Raw genomic sequence first — 18892 nt, forward strand, 5'->3', positions numbered from 1 at the left:
GAGCCCGCAACGGTTTAGCGACTCAGACAGGTAAAGTCGGTAGGTTTAAGCATGTGCACGACGACGCGAGTGACCGTGGAATTTGCCGCACTTTGATTGCTGCCTTCGACAGGGTCGACGGTATAACTCGCCTCCGCAAACCCTGTGCAAATAAGAAGTGTGTTGATCTGAGGGACCGTGAATACATGCCCTTGCACAACATCCACTTCATCCAGCTTACGAGTCGCCACGTAGGTAGCGGCCTCAATGGGATTATTGGAATCGTCAAATCCCTTGAAGGTGAAGGTGATCTTCTGACCCTCGGCAATGTTTAAATACGGTGAAACTTTTACATCTGCACCGTCCGGATTTTCATTGGGACCCAGCACTCCGTTTGGCGTGAGATTGAACGTGGGTCCGGTCAATCCGTTCTCGCCACCGGGTTGCTCTTCTCGAGACCGTACTGTTACAGGCTGCATCGGACTCGTCATGCTGTTCGGGTTTCCTGTACGCGTGACGGTGAAGTACACGGGAATGGCTTCGCCGGTGCCTTGCAACTTCATCAGCTCATTGTCAATCGGAATGATCAGGTCTCTTGCTGCTGCAACGTCGCTCGACCGTATTTGATACCACTGCGGTTTTACCTGATTGCCCCAGTACAGGTTCAGGTCATCATTGATTTCGAACCCCGTATTCCAGGCCACCACCCCTCTGCCGTTCAACTCGTAATCGTCTTCATCGATGAAGTTGTCTTGGGTGTTCGGGTTTTGTACGCTCGTCCCTTGTACCGTCACGTTGTTCAAGGGGGTGGGGAAGGGAAGTGTTGTAAAAACGTCTATGTGGGTGTCCAGCGACGTGCCAGTCAGTTCGCCGTTGCGAAACACTTCATAATGAACCGCTGTGTCGCCTTGTGGACCCTGGGCGATGGCCTCGAATGGCAACTTCAAGGTCAGTATGACAGCCTCATTTTCGTCGCCAGGCGTAACGAACACAGGGGTCAGTGGGTTATTGATGCCCCAGAATAGCTGGATGCTATCAAGCGCTGCCGCGCCTGGATAATGCGGGATGTCGACCACTACTCCCGCCTGCGCTTCCAGATAATCGACCAGATCGCCTACCGCCTGATCAATAACAGGTGCCGGATAATCGGAGGGCAAGTCTTTCAGTCTTAATTTCACCGGGACGGTGTTCGAGAGGATTGAAGGATTGCCCGCACGGTCGATGACCTGATAGCACACCTGCTTTTCTTCCTCCCCCAACGTTTGCAGAAACGCTCGTGTAAAAGTGACCGAGACCTTGTCCAGTCCCATGTCGGTTTCGTTGACGACAGCAGTGGGGCCTACGATATCTCCCCACCTGGTCAGGATGCGGTCATGCTTGGCCATACCTGTGTAGCCGGCAATCTGTACATCAAGTTGGCCACCCAGTTGATCGAGCTCGGCAGCAGTCAGACCGTTCTGAATCTCGGCTGGAAACTGTATGGCAGCAAGCTCCGGAGCGCCTGGCGCTGTCCGGTCGATCTGAATCCGGAAAATTTCCGATTTCTGTTCTGTCTGATTGATCGGATTAACAACGACGTACGCGACATCGTGGAAACCTTCCAGCAGCAGTTCGGACGGGATCTCCAGTTGCAGAGGGTCTCCTGGTGCATGTGAGGGCAGAATCAGTTTTTGGGGGCCGGTCGCGATACTATTGAACAGCAGTTGATATGTGTAACCAGGAAGCGCGGCTGGCCATACAACGAGGTCGACCGTCAACGGTTGAGATGCCTCAGCGACCGGTATGAGTCCTGGCGTATCTTGATCATGAAATGCGACTGCAATATCAGGGGCAGTCAATACAAGATTCAAGTTTCGACGTCTGTTTCCAGGAACTGAAACAGGTGTTGAGAGATAGCGTGTTGAGAGATTTTCCATGTGTAGAAGCCTTTTTTATTAAAAATTTTGTAGGGAGTTTCCTACTTTTGTCGAACGAGTTTTTGTATGAGGTTTTTGTGATGAGCTCTTGATGAACGCGCCAATTATGTCCTCAGTCACGATTGGACGTAATAGGGTTTTTGTAAGTTGGTCAAGTGGGTGTGCAGATATTTCTTAATTCTTTTGCGAGTTTTTTTGCTTGACGCTCATGTAGAATCTCGCTGTAAGAAACTTCTTATATTATTTTGGGATTGCTCCTACGTACTTGATATTGAACAGGTTAAAAGTTTGTGAGCTAAGTGGGCTACCTTTCCATTCTCAATGAACGAGGAGATGGACGGTGTCTTGTAGAGAAAATAATGTCGTTAAGTCGCGGGGTGGCGCGTTTCAGCTTGCCGTGATTGCCTTTGGCGCTCTAGCTAATGTGCAGGCGTCGGCAGCGGCATCGGGCGATAATAATGGTCTGCCTTTAGACTCCAAAATAGTCAGCGGAGTGTTGCCGGCTGAAGAGTTGCCAGATGAAACCGTCAGACGGCGTGAAATCATTACCGTAGGTCCTGATACGCCCTTTGATTCTTACCACATCATTGATCAAAGTGTTCTTAATGTTGTCGGTGGGCGAGTAGACTTTGTGGGCGTGAGAAACGCTACGGTCAATATTGAGTCCGGCGTGGTGGAGAGTGGTATCAGCCTCACCGATGCCTTGGGTAATCTCTCCAACGCTACCGTAAAAAACGCGACAGGTGTCGGCATCGTTCTTCAGGGAGTGATCGGCGCTATCAAACCTGGTTCCTCGGTATCGGCTCATTCAAGCGAGGTATCGGGCTCTGGCTATGGCATTGCAGTCGGAATGTGGGGCGCGCTGAATATTTTTAATACCGATGTGCGCGGATTTGCATCGCAAGGCAAGGGTGGTCAGGGAATTTTTGCTTCTGGCGCCAATGTGCTGATCGCTGACAACAGCCATGTCACAGGCGACATGAATGGAATCAATCTGGTAGATGGATCTGGCAACGGAGTAGTGGACGGAAACAAGTCCGTCACTGTGATTGACCGGTCGATCGTCGAGGGGCTGGGCGGGGCCGCTATCAAAGTAAACCAGCGCGTCGCATTCGACATCGAGGCCGACATAGCTGTGCAAAACCAATCCGAGCTATGGTCCGGGAATGGCAACCTGCTGGAAGTGGAAGATCACAGCACCGCCAACTTCAACGTCGACAACAGCACCCTCAATGGCAACCTTGTCGCCGATGACACCAGCACCCTGAACATCACGCTGCAAAACGGCGCGCAATTGAACGGCGACATCGTCAATGGCAACCGTCTGGCGATTACCTCGGGCAGCCACTGGCAGATGCAGGGCGACAATGCCGTCAGGTCGCTTTCCCTGCAGGCTGGCAGGGTCTCGTTTGCTGGCGAAGGGTTTCATACCCTTTCGCTGAATGAGTTGTCAGGGGCTGGCACGTTCGGCTTGCGCGTGGATCTGGACAACGGCGTCGGAGACCTCATTGACGTCAACGGCCAGGCCAGTGGGCAGTTCGGCTTGCGGGTGCGCAACACGGGGGAGGAGATTGTGTCTGCCGACATGGCACCGCTCAAGGTGGTGCATACCGAAGGTGGCGACGCGCAATTCAGCCTGCTGGGCGGACGGGTCGACCTGGGCGCCTATTCGTATTTGCTGGAGCAGCAGGGCAATGACTGGTTCATCGTCGGTAAACACAAGGTCATAAGCCCTTCGACCCAGAGCGCGCTAGCCCTTTACAGTGCGGCACCTGCCATCTGGATGAGTGAGCTCTCTACCTTGCGTTCGCGCATGGGTGAGGTTCGTGCAAGCGGCAGGGCGGGCGGCTGGATGCGTGCCTATGGCAACAGGCTGAATGCCACGACCAGTGACGGTGTTGACTACCGGCAGAAACAAAGTGGCCTGTCGCTGGGTGCCGATGCGCCCGTCGAGGTCAGCAACGGCCAACTGGTAGTGGGTGTGCTGGGAGGGTACAGCACGTCCGGTATCGATTTGAGCCGTGGCACTACGGGTAAAGTCGACAGCTACTATGCAGGCGCCTATGCCACCTGGCTGTTGGACGAAGGCTACTACGTTGACGGCGTGCTCAAACTCAACCGCTTTCGCAACAAGGCAGATGTTGCCATGAGCGATGCAAGCAAGGCCAAGGGTGACTACACCAACAACGGGGTAGGGGGATGGGTAGAGTTCGGCCGCCACATAAAACTGGCGGACGATTACTTTCTCGAACCGTTCGCTCAGTTGTCCAGTGTCGTCGTTCAGGGACAGGAACTGCGCCTGGACAACGGCATGAAGGCGAAGAACGACCAGACCCAATCGGTATTGGGCAAGGTGGGCACCTCGCTGGGCCGCAGCGTCGCGCTCAAGGATGGCGGGGTATTGCAGCCTTATGTGCGCGTCGCCGTTGCACAGGAGTTTTCGCGCCGCAACGAGGTGAAAGCCAACGATGTGAAATTCGATAACAGCCTGTTCGGTTCGCGCGGCGAACTGGGAGCCGGGGTATCGGTGTCGCTGTCCGAGCGTATGAAACTGCACGCAGACTTCGATTACATGAAAGGTCGGCATATCGAGCAACCCTGGGGAGCGAATGTAGGGCTACGCCTGGCATTCTGATTCTTAAGGCCAGTGCCTGAGCAACACCAGAGCCCCCGGTGAATGATCACCGGGGGCTTTTCAGTTAATGATCGGTGAACCTGCGTTTGCGTTGTCTCTGTCGGGAGGTGACAGGCACCGCGTAGTTGACGTTCACCCGTAGCACTGGCGATGTGCCGATCAGTCGATGATCACGATAAAGCTCGTAATACAGATCAACCAGACCGTACTGAATATAGGGCGTAAAAGTGTAGGAAATGCACAGCACACGTATCACGCTGTTTTCGCCTACCCGATGAAAAAGCGTTGTCGATGACAGGTTTTTTCCCCAATAAAAACGGATTTCGTCACCCCAGCACATTTTGATTGACCCTGGGATATGAATGGTAATGCCCGCATGTGCCTGTTCGTGACTGATGGAGTCAGGATCGATGTCGGGCAGCACAGGTGCTTTCAGCGTATCGGAAATGTCGGATGGAAGATGGAGGGGGCTCGCGTGCCGGTAGAGGCTCTCGTGGGGCGGGGCTTCTTGAACAGTGATCGCGCTGTTGGGATTGTTTTTTTCTTTTTGGGTGCGCGCCGCTACATCCGTGGATTGTTCTTTATCCATCGTGAACTCTTTTATTGACATTAAGTTGAGTTGTTATGTGCGTGCCGGCAGTTGTCGGCAACGGAAATATTACAAGGCACATAAGTGTTCAGGTCAAGTGTCTGCCGATATCAAAGGTAAGCCAAGGTTGTGCGAGGTTGTGCAGTTACATTTGGTATCATGTGCATAGTGAGTTATCGCTCGTTAGTGTCGGAGATGCTGTAAATAAAGGGTGTGGCTTGATATGGGTATTTTTCCAAGGCTTTTTAGGCATGAATTAACTGTAGGACATTAACTACAGATAAGTCTTACAAAAGGTGAAAAATTAAGTTTTGGCTGAATTCCCACTCCTGCGTAGGAATATTCACTCAGCTTTATCATTAGGGTCTCGCACGCGTTAGCATGCGAGGCCGTCAAGGTTGTGAGCCAAAATGTAGGCTACTGTGCTTAAATCTGTATTGAAAGTGCCGGGGTCTCCAGGCCGAGCAGGAACGCTTTGTTTAAAACGATCTGCATGTCGGCGTAACGGGTAATAGATAACTACCGCATCACCTGAATTTCAACTAATCTGAGTAAGCGTTCACTGTCAATAGACAAAAATCATGCATGGCTGCTACTGAAGATTTTAAAGAAATATCCTACACAGTCTTCAGATGGCTTTTAAGATTTCGTCAGATTTGAATAGAGTGTTAACAGTGCATACTACTAATGCTCATAAAAAAGCCCCGACCAACCGAAGTTTGTCGAGGCTTGGCATACAGTCTCAGGCCTTAGCGATTAAACCGCTCTACCAGTGAATACTGTGAGTTGGCCGTGTCGGTCAGTTCGCCACTTAATACCGCAGAGCGACGCGCTTCGTCAGAGGTCTGGTCTGCCAGGCTGGCGATGGTGGCGATGTTGCGATTGATTTCCTCGGCCACGGCACTTTGCTCTTCCGTGGCGGTGGCGATTTGCGTGGTCATGTCGGTGATATTGGCGACAGCCTCGCTGATGCCCACCAGCGCCTGATCGGCCTCCAGTACCCGGGCAACGCCTTCTTCGGCCTGACGGCGACCGGTGTCCATGGTATGTACCGCGTCGGTTGCGGTCTGCTGCAGTTTGGCGATCAGGCCATGAATCTGCCCGGTGGACTCGGCGGTGCGTTGCGCCAGCTGGCGCACTTCATCTGCCACGACGGCAAAGCCGCGACCCATCTCACCGGCGCGCGCTGCTTCGATCGCGGCGTTAAGGGCCAGAAGGTTGGTCTGGTCGGCGATGCCTTTGATCACATCGACCACGCCGCCGATTTCATCGCTGTCCTTGGCCAAGCGGGTCACGGTCAGGCCGGTTTCGCCCACCGAGGTGGACAGGCGCTGAATGGCTTCGCGGGTTTCACCGGCGATATCGCGCCCGCGACGCGTCAGTTCGTTGGCCTGCTGGGTGGCGTCAGCGGCACGGTTTACGTGGCTGGCGACTTCCTGAGTGGTGGCGGCCATCTGGTTGATGGCGGCGGCAACCTGCTCGGTTTCCACACGCTGACGTTCCAGCCCGATCGAACTGGCATTGGCCAGCGAGTTGGACTGACGAGCCTGACTGTTCAGGTGTTCGGCCGTGTCCTGCAAACGCGTCAGGCAGGTTTTCATGCGCGCTTCCTGGCTGAGGATCGACATTTCCAGGCGCGCTTGCGGGCCGCGGCTGTCGGTGTACATCTGCGCGATCAACGGGTCGGAAGTGGTCTGCTCGGCTAGGCGCAACAAGCGTTTGATGCCACGCTGCTGCCAGGAAAGCCCCAGCAGGCCCAGTGGTACCGACAGTGCCGCAGCCAGGGCAAACCCCCAGTGTGAATTGAGCCACACGCCGATCAGGAAGCTCAGTTGGCTGACCAGAATGAACGGCAGCCAGTCCTGAAGTACCGGCAGCCACTTGTCGCGGTTTGGTACGGCGCTCTTGCCCTTGTTGAGGCGGGTGTAAAGCGCCTCGGCACGGCGGATCTGTTCGGCGGTCGGCTTGATACGTACCGACTCGAAACCCACCACATGGCGGTTTTCCAGCACCGGCGTCACGTAGGCATTGACCCAATAATGGTCGCCGTTCTTGCAGCGGTTCTTGACGATGCCCATCCACGGCTGCCCGGACTTGAGCGTGGTCCACATGTGCTCGAATACAGCAGGCGGTACATCCGGATGACGCACCGTGTTGTGCGCCGCACCCACCAACTCAGCCTCGCTGTAACCACTGATGTCGACGAAGGCATCGTTGCAATAGGTGATGGTGCCGCGTGTGTCGGTGGTGGAAATCAGTCGTTGTTCGGCAGGAAATGTCCGCTCATGTTGAGTGACGGGCTGGTTGTTGCGCATGGGATTTCGATCCTTCGATCCGGAAGACTATGGCGTGGTTATCGGCGGGCACGTCGATAAATTGAGCGGCGTGCGACAAGTGACCGTAGAGTCAGCCCTGGCGGGCCAGCATGGGGTAGGTGAACAGCCCGAAATGCACGAGGTTCAGGCCCAGATGGCTGATGACGGCGGCCTGCAGCCCGCCGAAACGAAATGCGATGCCGTACCCCAGGCCCGCCATGCTCGCCAATGCTACCCACTGCGGGCCGGCACCTGCGTGCGCAAGTCCGAACAGGCCGGCAGCGAGGGTGATCGATAATGCCGTCGCATACCTTGAGCCCTTGAACAGGCGCATCAGGCTGCCTTGCAGATAAGCGCGGAAAAACAGCTCTTCGGTCAGGGTCACCAGCAACAGATTGTTGAGCAGCCATATCAGGCCCTGGTCAGGCCATTTCGGTGTCCAGCCGACGACGTTCAACATGACCGCAGCGGTCATGCAGAACGCCGAGGTCACAATCAGCGCCAGAAGCCCGGTTTGCAGTGAATGGGCGACGTCAACCTTAGGCAGAATCCAGGGGCAGGCCAGTATCAGCCAGAAGCCGATCAGCGGCTTGTCCAGACTCAGGTCCATGGAGAACAGCGCGGCATCGGCACTGAATCGCGTTGCTTCGATGACGTTGGCGTTATTGAAGCCAGGCGCCAGGTGAAAGGCCAGCGCCAGACCGGTCACGATGAACAATCCGTGGCCACACAGGCGAATGGAGGAATAAGAGGATCGCGCCACGCAAAACCAGGCAATGAACAACGCGCCAAAGCTCAGCGCCGCCGAAGGGTCAAGGTTGCCGTAGAACAACGCCAGCGCGTAGCCGCTGCTCAGGAGGCAGAAAGTCAGCCAGTGCCTTGTGGTCATGAGTAAGTCCTGCCTTGAGAGCTGGGAATTCTATCCGGCGTTCAGCAGGGCAGGGGCGAGATTATAGAAATTTTCATGCAAGGGGCCTGACCCTGAAACTGGGTGCAGGCCCTATTCAGGGGGTATCAGGACGCGATCAGCTGGCGCAGCACGTAATGCAGAATGCCACCTGACTTGAAGTATTCCACTTCGTTAAGCGTATCGATACGGCACAGCACGTCGACGGTTTCCTTGCTGCCGTCTTCGCGTTCGATATGCAGGGTCAGGCTCATGCCCGGCTGCACGTCTGCGTTGGTCAGCCCGGTGATCTTCAGTGTCTCCTTGCCGGTCAGGCCGAGGGTCTTGCGCGTCTGGCCGTTCTTGAACTGCAATGGCAACACGCCCATGCCCACCAGGTTCGAGCGGTGAATCCGTTCAAAGCTTTCGGCGATGACAGCCTTGACGCCCAGCAGGTTGGTACCTTTGGCAGCCCAGTCACGGCTTGAGCCCGTGCCGTATTCCAGACCGGCAATGATCACCAGCGGCGTGCCTTCTGCCTGATAGCGCATGGCTGCGTCGTAGATCGCCAGCTTCTCGCCGGAGGGCACATACACCGTGTTGCCACCTTCTTCGCCACCGAGCATTTCGTTGCGAATGCGGATATTGGCAAACGTCCCGCGCATCATCACTTCATGGTTTCCACGGCGCGAGCCGTAAGAGTTGAAGTCCTGATACTTGACGCCTTTTTCCTGAAGGTAGCGCCCGGCAGGACTGTCGGCCTTGATATTACCGGCGGGTGAGATGTGGTCGGTGGTTACCGAGTCGCCCAGCAGGGCCAGGATGCGCGCGTTTTCCACGTCTTCGATAACCGGCAGGGGACCGTCGATGCCGTCGAAGAACGGCGGGTGCTGAATATAGGTGGAATCGTCCTGCCAGACGTAGGTGGCAGCCTGCGGCACCTCGATGGCTTGCCATTGTTCGTCGCCGGCAAAGACTTCGGCGTATTCCTTATGGAACATGCCGGTGTTGACGCTGGCCACGGCGTCGGCGATTTCCTGCTGACTCGGCCAGATATCACGCAGATAAACCGGCTTGCCGTCTGCACCTTCGCCCAGCGGCTCGCTGCTGATGTCGATGCGCACCGAGCCTGCCAGCGCATAGGCAACTACCAGGGGGGGCGATGCCAGCCAGTTGGTCTTGACCAGCGGATGGACGCGGCCCTCGAAGTTGCGGTTGCCCGACAGTACCGACGCAACGGTCAGGTCGGACTGCTGAATGGCTTTCTCGATAGGCTCCAGCAGCGGACCGGAGTTGCCGATGCAGGTGGTGCAGCCGTAACCGACCAGATCGAAGCCCAGGGCGTCGAGGTATTGGGTCAGACCCGCTGCGTTGTAATAATCGGTCACCACTTTGGAACCGGGAGCCAGCGAGCTTTTCACCCACGGCTTGCGTTTCAGGCCTTTCTCGACGGCTTTTTTCGCGACCAGCCCGGCTGCCATCATGACGCTGGGGTTGGAGGTATTGGTGCAGGACGTGATCGCTGCGATCACCACGGCGCCGTCTTTCAGGTGATAAGTCTGGCCGTCGTATTCATATTGGGTTTCGCCACTGACCTGAGCCTCGTTGCCAACCGCGACACCGCCGCCGCCTTCGCTTTCCAGCCGACCTTCATCGACCTTGGCAGGCTTGACCTGCAGACCGAGGAAATCGCTGAACGCCTTGGAGACATTCGGCAGTGCTACACGATCCTGAGGGCGCTTGGGGCCGGCAAGGCTGGCTTCGACCGTGCTCATGTCCAGTTCCAGGCTGTCGGTGAACACCGGTTCCTGACCCGCCAGACGCCATAGCCCCTGAGCCTTGCAATACGCTTCGACCAGCTTGACGGTTTCGTCGGGGCGACCTGACAGACGCAGGTAGTCCAGCGTCACGTCATCGACCGGGAAGAAGCCGCAGGTCGCGCCATATTCGGGCGCCATGTTGGCAATGGTCGCGCGGTCGGCCAGCGGCAGATCGGCCAGGCCGTCGCCGTAGAACTCGACAAACTTGCCGACCACACCTTTCTTGCGCAGCATCTGGGTGACAGTGAGCACCAGGTCGGTGGCGGTGATGCCTTCCTTCAGTTTGCCGGTCAGCCGGAAACCGATCACCTCCGGGATCAGCATCGACACCGGCTGGCCGAGCATCGCCGCTTCGGCTTCGATACCGCCCACGCCCCAGCCCAGCACGCCCAGGCCGTTGATCATCGTGGTGTGCGAGTCGGTACCGACCAGGGTGTCCGGGAACGCGTAAGTGCGACCGTCTTCTTCCTTGGTCCATACCGTGCGGCCCAGGTATTCGAGGTTCACCTGATGGCAAATGCCGGTGCCGGGTGGCACCACGCTGAAATTATCGAAAGCGCTCTGGCCCCAGCGCAGGAACGCGTAGCGCTCGCCGTTGCGCTGCATCTCGATATCGACGTTCTCGCCGAAGGCTTCGGCGTTGCCAAACTTGTCGACCATCACCGAGTGGTCGATCACCAGGTCCACCGGGGAAAGGGGGTTGATTCGCTGAGGATCGCCGCCGGCCTTGGCCACGGCCGCGCGCATGGCGGCCAGATCGACCACCGCCGGTACGCCGGTGAAGTCCTGCATCAGGACGCGGGCAGGGCGGTATTGAATTTCCCGGTCCGAACGACGCTCGGTCAACCAGTCGGCGAGGGCCTTGAGGTCGTTGCCGGTTACCGTCTTGTTGTCTTCCCAGCGCAGCAGGTTTTCCAGCAGCACCTTGAGTGACATGGGCAGCTTGTCCAGATCGCCCAGTGATCGGGCGGCTTCCGGCAGGCTGAAGTAGTGGTAGGTCTTGTTATCGATTTCGAGGGTTTTAAGGCTCTTCAGGCTATCGAGGGAGGGCATGAATGTCTCCTTTGAGGAATGTTCTCCGAACATCGGTTTACGGGCTCCATGTGCATCAGGTCGGGAGCGCCGCATCAGGCTTCAAGTTCTGTGGACTGTTCGGCCGCACCAGTGGTTCCTGGATTGGGCTATCATGCGCGGCTTTCAAGTCTGCGGGGTTACGCCCGAGTGCCCACTGCCCAGGAGTAACCCATGAATACACTGTTTATGCACTGCCGACCCGGTTTTGAGGGCGAAGTCTGCTCGGAAATAGCCGATCACGCCGCGCGCCTGGACGTGGCCGGGTATGCCAAGGCCCGTCCCGACACGGCCTGCGCCGAATTCATCTGCACCGAGGCGGATGGCGCCGAACGGTTGATGAACGGTCAGCGCTTCGACAAGCTGATCTTTCCCCGGCAGTGGGCGCGGGGTCTTTTTCTCGAGTTGCCGGAAACCGATCGCATCAGCGTGATTCTCGCGCAGCTGGCGGCGTTTCCTACCTGCGGCAGTCTGTGGCTTGAGGTCGTGGATACCAACGACGGCAAGGAACTGTCGAATTTCTGCAAGAAGTTCGAAGCGCCGCTGCGCAAGGCCCTGACTCAGGCAGGCAAACTGGTGGATGACCCGCGCAAGCCGCGTCTGCTGCTGACCTTCAAGAGTGGTCGCGAGGTGTTTCTCGGTCTGGCCGATGCGGACAACTCCGCCATGTGGCCCATGGGCATCCCGCGCCTCAAGTTTCCCCGCGAAGCGCCAAGCCGTTCGACCTTGAAGCTTGAAGAGGCCTGGCATCACTTCATTCCCAGAGACCAGTGGGACGAGCGCCTTTCCGGCGACATGACCGGCGTGGACCTGGGGGCCGCACCGGGCGGCTGGACGTATCAACTGGTGCGCCGCGGCATGCTGGTGACCGCCATCGATAACGGGCCGATGGCGGAAAGCCTGATGGACACCGGGCTGGTGCAGCATCTGATGGCGGACGGTTTTACCTACAAGCCTCGACAGCCCGTGGACTGGATGGTCTGCGACATCGTCGAAAAGCCTGCACGCAATGCGGCGCTGCTGGAGACCTGGCTGGGCGAAGGACTGTGCCGCGAAGCGGTGGTCAACCTCAAGTTGCCGATGAAACAGCGCTACGCTGAAGTACGCCGACTGCTCGACCGCATCGAAGAGGGCTTTCAGGCGCGAGGGGTACGGGTGTCCATCGGCTGCAAACAGCTCTACCACGACCGCGAAGAAGTCACCTGCCACCTGCGCAGGCTGGACGTGGCCAAAGCGGCGAGAAAGTGATTTCTCACTCTTGTTTCGCACGCTCCAGTGATTATCGTGCCAATGCCGCGTTGGCACGATCCTCACAATCAGCAAGAATTAGCGCGCATCACAAACCCCACTCAGCCAAACCCCACAATAGCCTTGGTCTCCAGATACTCTTCAAACCCCTGCACGCCGTACTCGCGACCGTTGCCCGAGCGCTTGTAGCCGCCAAACGGGGCCATCGGGTTCCAGGCGGGGTAGTTCAGGTGCACCTGCCCGGCACGAATGCGCGAAGCCACCGCGCGTGCCTGATCGAGGTTTTGCCCCTGGACATGCGCACCCAGGCCATAGACCGTATCGTTGGCAATTGCGATAGCCTCCTCGACCGTATCGTAGGCAATCAGGCACAGCACCGGGCCGAAAATCTCTTCCTGGGCGATACGCATCGACGAGTCCACCTCGGAAAACACCGTTGGCCGGGTATAGAAGCCTCGCTCATGGCCCTTCACCCGTCCCGGCCCGCCGCACACCAGCTTCGCGCCTTCGCTCAGCCCTGCATCGATCATCGCCTGGACACGGTGAAACTGCGCCTCGTTGGCGATCGGGCCCAATACCGTCCCCTCCAACTGTGGATCGCCCACAACAATGGCTGCGGCCGTTTCGGCAGCCAGAGCCTCGACTTCCGCCAGTCGGTTTCTGGGCACGATCATTCGCGTCGGCGCGCTGCACGACTGACCCACATTGCGGAACGCGGCCATCACGCCGGGCGGCACGGCTTTGGCGAAGTCGGCGTCGGGCAGCAGGATATTCGGTGATTTTCCGCCCAGTTCCTGAGTCACTCGTTTAACCGTCGGCGCGGCGGCTTGCGCCACCAATGCGCCTGCCCGGTTGGAGCCGGTGATCGAGATCATGTCGATATCAGGGTGGGCCGCCATCGCGCCGCCGACCTCGGGGCCGCTGCCATTGACCAGGTTGAACACGCCGGGCGGCAGACCCGCGTCATGCACCAGTTGCGCGAATAGCAGGGCGCTCAGGGGTGACAATTCGCTGGGCTTGAGCACCACCGTGCAGCCGGCCGCGATGGCCGGGGCGACTTTGGCGGTGATTTGATACAGCGGCCAGTTCCACGGCGTGATCAGCCCGCACACACCGATGGGCTCGCGGTCGATCGCCGTGCCGCCTTCGACGGTATGGAAGCGGTAGCTCGCCAGCAGGTCACGTGCGACACGCACGTGTTCTGCGGCCAGCGGCACCTGCATGGCCCGTGCCGAACTGATGGATGCGCCCATCTCCAGCGAGATCGCCTGCGCCAGTTGTTCCTTGCGCTCGATAATGAGCTCGTAGATTCGGCCGATGACCTGTGCCCGGGCGTGTGGCGAGGTGCCGGACCAGCTGGCAAAGGCTGCCCGCGCTGCCGCAACCGCACGGTCGACATCGGCGGCCGAGCCACTGGCGACATGCGCCACCACCTCTTCGGTCGCAGGGTTGATCACCGCGATACTGACCGGGTCGAGCGGGGCGGACCAACCACCATCAATATAGAGTTTCAGCGCGGTGTCCGGATCAACGTGATGGCTGTTCAAGGACTGTGAGGTCATCCAGCGGGCTCCCTGGAGCAATAGTGGTCAAGGCCAGGCCCTTTACGGTCAGGCCGTTCGATACCCATAAGCTAACAAAGCAGTCTGGATAAAAAGCGCCGATCTGCCGGGTTGCAAAGAATAATCTGCTGTATGCAACCCGCTAACATGGCGGACCTGTTTCGGCCGTTTACCCGCGCTGGTGACTCAGCCGATCGCCTGAGTCACCAGCGCGAATTGCTGCACATCCGGGCTCGAGGCAGGCGGCGTCCCGAGCACCATGCGCGGTGCCCTGTCGACACACGGCAGCCCCAGGCTTTCGAGCCACGGCGCCAGCCCGCAGTCAGCCAGAATGTCGAAGCGCACGAATAGACGGGGTATCTGTTGCAACAGGTGTTCAATCAATCGTTGTGCCTGATCGACATCACGGGCAACCACCGGACCGATGATATGACCGCGCCCGAAACGGCGCAGCAGGGCGATGCCTTGCAACCGGCCTGCGTGTTCAATGCCGACCGCCTGTTCTGCATCGTGCAACAGATCAGTCAACACGGCAGTGCGATCCAGGCCGCTGCCCGCGTTGGCCAGTCGGATCAGTTCTGCGTGGTCGGTCGCGCCCAGCGTACGAATAGGCAGGTCGTCTTTCGATGGCGCCATGCCTGACAGGTCGGCAACGCCCTGATGCTGCTGGATACGCGCGAAGTCAACGAAACCCAGGCTCTGGTAAAGCGGCGCGCCCAGTTCCGTAGCGTTGAGGATCGGCGTGCGCGGTGCCGTCGCGTCGAGACACAGCTTCATCAAGCGGCGACCGATGCCTTTGCCCTGATGATCATCGCGGACGATCACCAGCCCGATCGAGGACCAGTCGCCCTGATGGCAGGTAAACGCCACGCCAACCAGCTGGCCATCGTGCTCGGCGACAAAACCCTCGGAAGTACGTTGCACCATCGCCCAGTCCTGTTCGCGGTGTGGCCACTTGAGGCTCACTGAAAGGGCATGGGCTGCCGGGATATCCGCCGCAGTCACGGGGCGATACTGGTAGTGAGCGTCTGAGGTTGCAGGCATGGCGCCTCCGTTGCGATGAGGTGGGTGAGTGGTTGGGCTCATACCAGCTTTCCAGTGCTCATCAGGCTGGACATGAGCGGCATTTCGATGGCCGTCGGATCGGTGAAGCGGCGAATATCGAACGGGCTGATCAACGTGCGCGTGCTGCCGGTGCTGATCAGCTCGGCCATGACGTCACCGACGCCGGGACCAAGCTGAAAACCGTGGCCGCAGAAGCCAAACGCGTAGAACAGGCCGTCGACTTTGCCGCTGCGGCCCATGATCGGCAGCGAGTCCGGCGTGTAACTCTCGATGCCGCTCCAGACGCGGATGATGTTCAGCTTTTCTGCGCCTGGTAGCAGGCGTTTCATCTGTTTCATCTGGTTGATCAGGCTCTCCGGCTTGAAGTAGGCGCGGCGGTTGAGCATGTCCGGTTTATTGCGATTGCCGCCCCCGATGATGATGTTGCCGCGCGGGATCTGTCGGAAATAGATCACTTCTTCCTTGATCTTGGTAAACACCCCGATCACCGTCGGCAGTGCGTAAGGTACCGGTTCTGTCACCGACATCTGCGGTCCGTTGGGCTCAAGAGGGACAGACTCGCCGAACTGCTCGGCGAGCCTGGCACCCCAGGCACCGGCAGTGATGAGCAACTGTTCGGCGACGAATAGCTGTCCATCGGCGGTGGTGACTTGAAACTCGCCGCCGACCTTCTGTACCTCGGTCACTTCAGTGCGTTCTTCGATTCTTGCCCCCGCACGAATCGCCGCACGGGCGAACGCGGGGGCTGCCAGCCTTGGGTTGGCGTGCCCGTCATGGGGCGCATAGGAACCGCCTTTGACTTGCGCACCGAGAAACGGAAAACGGTCGTGCAGCGCCTTGCCGGAAAGGATCTGTAAGTCCAGCTCGCGGGCTTCCGGGGCGGCGGCATAGGCCTCCAGTTCGGCGATTTCGTCTTCGCGATAGCACACGCGCATATGCCCGCTGGGAATGAATTCCAGGTCTTCGCCGATCAGCTCCGGCAGGCGCTTCCACAGTGCCCAGGAGCGATTGGACAGTTCCAGTTGGCCGAGAAACCGTCCCTGACGGCGCACGTTGCCGAAATTCACGCCGCTGGCGTATTGGCCGATCTGGTCGCGCTCCAGCAGAGTGACCGAACGGCCGTGCTGGCGCAGAAAAAACGCGGAGGACGCGCCCATGAAGCCGCCGCCGATAATCAGGACATCGCTTTTTTGTGGGGTCATGAAGGGCTCCCGCTCATGTGGATTGGCTACAACGCGCCAGCGCTTCGATCTCGATCAGGTAGCCGTGGTGCAATTCCGGAACCGGCACCACCGCGCGCGCAGGGCGATGTTCGCCCAGATAGCCAGCGTAGATGCGGTCGAAGGCAGGCCAATGCTGGACGCCGGCGATATAAATGGTCACTTTCAGCAGGTCATCCGTATTGCATCCCGCCGCGCCAAGGATGGCCAGCAGATTGTCCAGCGCGACCGCAGCCTGGACCTCGAACGGCTCGCCGACGCTGTGACTGCCATCGGCGCGCACCGGCAGTTGTCCGGAAACATGCAGCGTGCCTTGATGCAGCATCGCCTGCGAATAATGCCCACCGGGTGCTGCGGCCAGGGACGTACTGATCGGTTTCATCTCACCAGCCATGCAGGCGACTCCAGGTATGGATTGCGCCTTCGCTGTCGCAGGCGTGGTAGTCCGGGAATTGCGCGCCGGTGGCACAGGCGTGGTTGGGCAGAATGCGCAGTCGGCTGCCGATGGGAAAACGCTCGCTGATGTCGGCCTCGCTGCCCGCAGCAAGCGTGATGATGCCGTGCTCTTGATTGGCACCGGTGACCCGTGCACCGTCGATCCATTCACCGCTTTCGCTGCACACCTGGCCGTAGCCGAAATCCTCACTCTGGCGCTGCGTGCCGCGATCGCGGCTCATGGCCATCCAGCCTGCGTCAACGATGATCCAGCCCTTGTCCTGCTGATGGCCGATGACCGTGGTCAGCACGCTCAGGGCCAACTCATCTGCCTGGCATACGCCAATGTTGTGCATCACCAGATCGAAGAACACATACACCCCGGCGCGAACTTCGGTCACGCCGTGCAGGCTCTGCGCCGAAAGTGCCGTCGGCGTTGAACCGATGCTGACGTCCGCACAGGGCAGTCCTGCCTGACGAATCCGCTCGGCGGCGCTGACGCAGAGCCTGCGTTCCTGTTCGGCGAGGGCTTGCAGTGCTGCGGGTGTGTCGAGGTCATAACTGGACCCGGCATGGGTCATTACCCCACGCAGTTGCATGCCACCGTCGACCAGCGTGCTCGCGACCTCGACGAGCGAGGGGTCGTCGACGGTCAGGCCGGAGCGATGACCGTCGCAATCGATTTCTATCCAGACGTCGAAACGTTCGTCATGCGCCTGGCCGAAGGCGACAATTGCCCGGGCAGCCGTCACGCTGTCGGTCAGGATGCTCAGGCGGCAACCCTTGCGCCGCAGTCTGAGTGCCTGCTCCAGCTTGCCGGGTGCAATGGCGACGGCATAGAACACGTCGTCGATGCCCTCGGCGAAGCAATGCTCAGCCTCCTTCAGCGTCGACACCGTGACACCGCTGGCACCCGCTGCAATCTGCGCCTGTATGACCGGCAGGCATTTGCTGGTCTTGACGTGCGGGCGCAAACGCACGCCCAGCTCGTTCATGCGTTGTTGCATACGCTGGATATTGTGCTGCATGCGCGACACATCGAGCAGCGCGACAGGCGTATCGAGAGAAGACAGGGAGGCTGACATGGAAAGCGCTCGTGTGGCTGGGTACGGGAGCCACTCTACGCAGCGATGATGAAGCTGTGGTTCAATACGTGATCATCAATCATTAAGCTGAAGTGAATGATCGCTATCGAAGACCTGCGTCTGGCCGTGACCCTGTCGCGCTGCGAATCGCTCAGTGCTGCCGCCAGAATTCTCAACGTCTCGCCGCCTGCATTGTCGATGCGCTTGCGCAAACTGGAGACGCAACTGGGCATCACCCTGGCCAGTCGCGACGCCAGACGCCTGAGTCTGACCGCTGATGGCGAGCGTTTCGCCCGCGAAAGCGCACAGTTGCTGGAGCAACTGGAGTCACTCCCGGAGTCTTTCAGGCAGCGTGATGAACGGCTGGTGGGCACATTGCGTCTGGCAGCGCCGTTCGGTTATGGACGCCAGCGCATTGCGCCGCTGCTGGCGCGCTTCGCCAGGCTGCATCCGCAGTTGTGTCTGCAGCTGGACCTGCGCGAAACACCCTGGCCGGACCGTCACGACAGCGATGCGGTGATACACATCGGTAGCCTCAATGACAGCCAGTGGATCGCCAGGCCATTGGCACAGAATCATCGCTGGCTGTGCGCCAGCCCGGCATATATCGAGCAGCATGGTGTGCCCTCGACGCCCGATCAACTGGCTGGCCATCGCTGCATCTGCATTCGCGAAAACGATGAAGACGTCACCCTCTGGCACCTGAGCAAGGGCCAAACGAAAAAGACCCTGCGCATCGAGCCCGCGCTGCTCAGCAACGACGGCTCGGTCGCCCGGCGTTGGGCCGAACAGGGGCTGGGCATCGTGTTGCGTTCGCAGTGGGACGTCAGCGACGCCATTGCCAGCGGCAGGCTGGTGCGGGTGCTTGCCGATTGGCAACTGGCCAGTGCGCCGATCAACCTGCTGGTGCCTGTACGAAAGCATCGCAGCGCACGGGTACAGGCGTTGACCGAGTTTCTCGAGACAGCCCTGAAAGCCTGATTCGGCAAAGCACCGGCACGCTGTTGGTCGCTGTGTTGAACACCTTAATTGACGCTCACGGCAACGCGCGGGTATAAACCGCGTC

At 58.8% G+C, this 18892-nt stretch carries 13 protein-coding genes; 3 read left to right on the top strand and 10 right to left on the bottom strand.

Annotated elements, in window-relative coordinates:
• Positions 1-14: 14 nt before the first annotated feature.
• Positions 15-1895, bottom strand: a complete 1881-nt coding sequence (locus tag JOE34_RS14885) for a hypothetical protein (RefSeq protein ID WP_046266912.1) — start codon at positions 1893-1895, stop codon at positions 15-17.
• Between the two features lie 769 nt (positions 1896-2664).
• Between JOE34_RS14885 and JOE34_RS14890 the strand changes: the two genes are divergently transcribed.
• Complete coding sequence (locus JOE34_RS14890; protein WP_046266918.1) at positions 2665-4530, top strand: autotransporter outer membrane beta-barrel domain-containing protein; 1866 nt, start codon at positions 2665-2667, stop codon at positions 4528-4530.
• 64 nt (positions 4531-4594) lie between these two features.
• On the opposite strand, the gene JOE34_RS14895 is transcribed toward JOE34_RS14890, so the two are convergent.
• The 4 genes from JOE34_RS14895 to acnA form a co-directional block, all read right to left on the bottom strand.
• Entirely contained in the window at positions 4595-5119 is a 525-nt protein-coding gene (locus JOE34_RS14895; protein WP_003391406.1) for a hypothetical protein, read from the bottom strand.
• 749 nt (positions 5120-5868) lie between these two features.
• Positions 5869-7434, bottom strand: a complete 1566-nt coding sequence (locus JOE34_RS14900; RefSeq protein WP_004417048.1) for a PAS domain-containing methyl-accepting chemotaxis protein — start codon at positions 7432-7434, stop codon at positions 5869-5871.
• 91 nt (positions 7435-7525) lie between these two features.
• Complete coding sequence (locus JOE34_RS14905) at positions 7526-8323, bottom strand: CPBP family intramembrane glutamic endopeptidase (RefSeq protein ID WP_003391408.1); 798 nt, start codon at positions 8321-8323, stop codon at positions 7526-7528.
• A gap of 125 nt (positions 8324-8448) precedes the next feature.
• Positions 8449-11193: an aconitate hydratase AcnA gene (gene acnA / locus JOE34_RS14910; protein ID WP_003391410.1), complete on the bottom strand. Its 2745-nt coding sequence runs from the start codon at positions 11191-11193 to the stop codon at positions 8449-8451.
• A gap of 192 nt (positions 11194-11385) precedes the next feature.
• Between acnA and rlmM the strand changes: the two genes are divergently transcribed.
• Positions 11386-12459, top strand: a complete 1074-nt coding sequence (gene rlmM, locus JOE34_RS14915) for a 23S rRNA (cytidine(2498)-2'-O)-methyltransferase RlmM (protein WP_003422195.1) — start codon at positions 11386-11388, stop codon at positions 12457-12459.
• 101 nt (positions 12460-12560) lie between these two features.
• On the opposite strand, the gene JOE34_RS14920 is transcribed toward rlmM, so the two are convergent.
• The 5 genes from JOE34_RS14920 to JOE34_RS14940 form a co-directional block, all read right to left on the bottom strand.
• Positions 12561-14021 carry an aldehyde dehydrogenase family protein gene (locus JOE34_RS14920; RefSeq protein ID WP_046266913.1) on the bottom strand — a complete coding sequence of 487 codons (1461 nt, stop codon included), beginning with the start codon at positions 14019-14021 and terminating at the stop codon, positions 12561-12563.
• 186 nt (positions 14022-14207) lie between these two features.
• A complete protein-coding gene (locus JOE34_RS14925; protein WP_017279036.1) occupies positions 14208-15065 on the bottom strand; it encodes a GNAT family N-acetyltransferase in 858 nt (285 codons plus the stop codon).
• 38 nt (positions 15066-15103) lie between these two features.
• On the bottom strand, positions 15104-16288 hold the full coding sequence (locus JOE34_RS14930; RefSeq protein ID WP_017279037.1) for an FAD-binding oxidoreductase: 1185 nt from the start codon (positions 16286-16288) through the stop codon (positions 15104-15106).
• 13 nt (positions 16289-16301) lie between these two features.
• On the bottom strand, positions 16302-16700 hold the full coding sequence (locus JOE34_RS14935) for a RidA family protein (RefSeq protein WP_017279038.1): 399 nt from the start codon (positions 16698-16700) through the stop codon (positions 16302-16304).
• Positions 16690-17826, bottom strand: a complete 1137-nt coding sequence (locus tag JOE34_RS14940; RefSeq protein WP_003316872.1) for a DSD1 family PLP-dependent enzyme — start codon at positions 17824-17826, stop codon at positions 16690-16692. The genes JOE34_RS14935 and JOE34_RS14940 overlap by 11 nt, the downstream gene beginning before the upstream one ends.
• 96 nt (positions 17827-17922) lie before the next feature.
• Here JOE34_RS14940 and JOE34_RS14945 point away from each other — a divergent pair, with 96 nt between their 5' ends.
• Complete coding sequence (locus JOE34_RS14945) at positions 17923-18807, top strand: LysR family transcriptional regulator (protein WP_024664914.1); 885 nt, start codon at positions 17923-17925, stop codon at positions 18805-18807.
• Positions 18808-18892: the final 85 nt, after the last annotated feature.

It is taken from the genome of Pseudomonas sp. PvP028 (genome assembly GCF_017832255.1).
Lineage (GTDB): Bacteria > Pseudomonadota > Gammaproteobacteria > Pseudomonadales > Pseudomonadaceae > Aquipseudomonas > Aquipseudomonas syringae.

Excerpts from the sequence above, each read along its gene's own strand:
- JOE34_RS14925 (WP_017279036.1), bottom strand. The coding sequence starts at position 15,065 with ATGCCTGCAACCTCAGACGCTCACTACCAGTATCGCCCCGTGACTGCG.
- JOE34_RS14935 (WP_017279038.1), bottom strand. The coding sequence starts at position 16,700 with ATGGCTGGTGAGATGAAACCGATCAGTACGTCCCTGGCCGCAGCACCC.
- JOE34_RS14945 (WP_024664914.1), top strand. The coding sequence starts at position 17,923 with ATGATCGCTATCGAAGACCTGCGTCTGGCCGTGACCCTGTCGCGCTGC.
- JOE34_RS14900 (WP_004417048.1), bottom strand. The coding sequence starts at position 7,434 with ATGCGCAACAACCAGCCCGTCACTCAACATGAGCGGACATTTCCTGCC.
- JOE34_RS14895 (WP_003391406.1), bottom strand. The coding sequence starts at position 5,119 with ATGGATAAAGAACAATCCACGGATGTAGCGGCGCGCACCCAAAAAGAA.
- rlmM (WP_003422195.1), top strand. The coding sequence starts at position 11,386 with ATGAATACACTGTTTATGCACTGCCGACCCGGTTTTGAGGGCGAAGTC.
- JOE34_RS14940 (WP_003316872.1), bottom strand. The coding sequence starts at position 17,826 with ATGTCAGCCTCCCTGTCTTCTCTCGATACGCCTGTCGCGCTGCTCGAT.
- acnA (WP_003391410.1), bottom strand. The coding sequence starts at position 11,193 with ATGCCCTCCCTCGATAGCCTGAAGAGCCTTAAAACCCTCGAAATCGAT.
- JOE34_RS14920 (WP_046266913.1), bottom strand. The coding sequence starts at position 14,021 with ATGACCTCACAGTCCTTGAACAGCCATCACGTTGATCCGGACACCGCG.
- JOE34_RS14885 (WP_046266912.1), bottom strand. The coding sequence starts at position 1,895 with ATGGAAAATCTCTCAACACGCTATCTCTCAACACCTGTTTCAGTTCCT.
- JOE34_RS14905 (WP_003391408.1), bottom strand. The coding sequence starts at position 8,323 with ATGACCACAAGGCACTGGCTGACTTTCTGCCTCCTGAGCAGCGGCTAC.
- JOE34_RS14930 (WP_017279037.1), bottom strand. The coding sequence starts at position 16,288 with ATGACCCCACAAAAAAGCGATGTCCTGATTATCGGCGGCGGCTTCATG.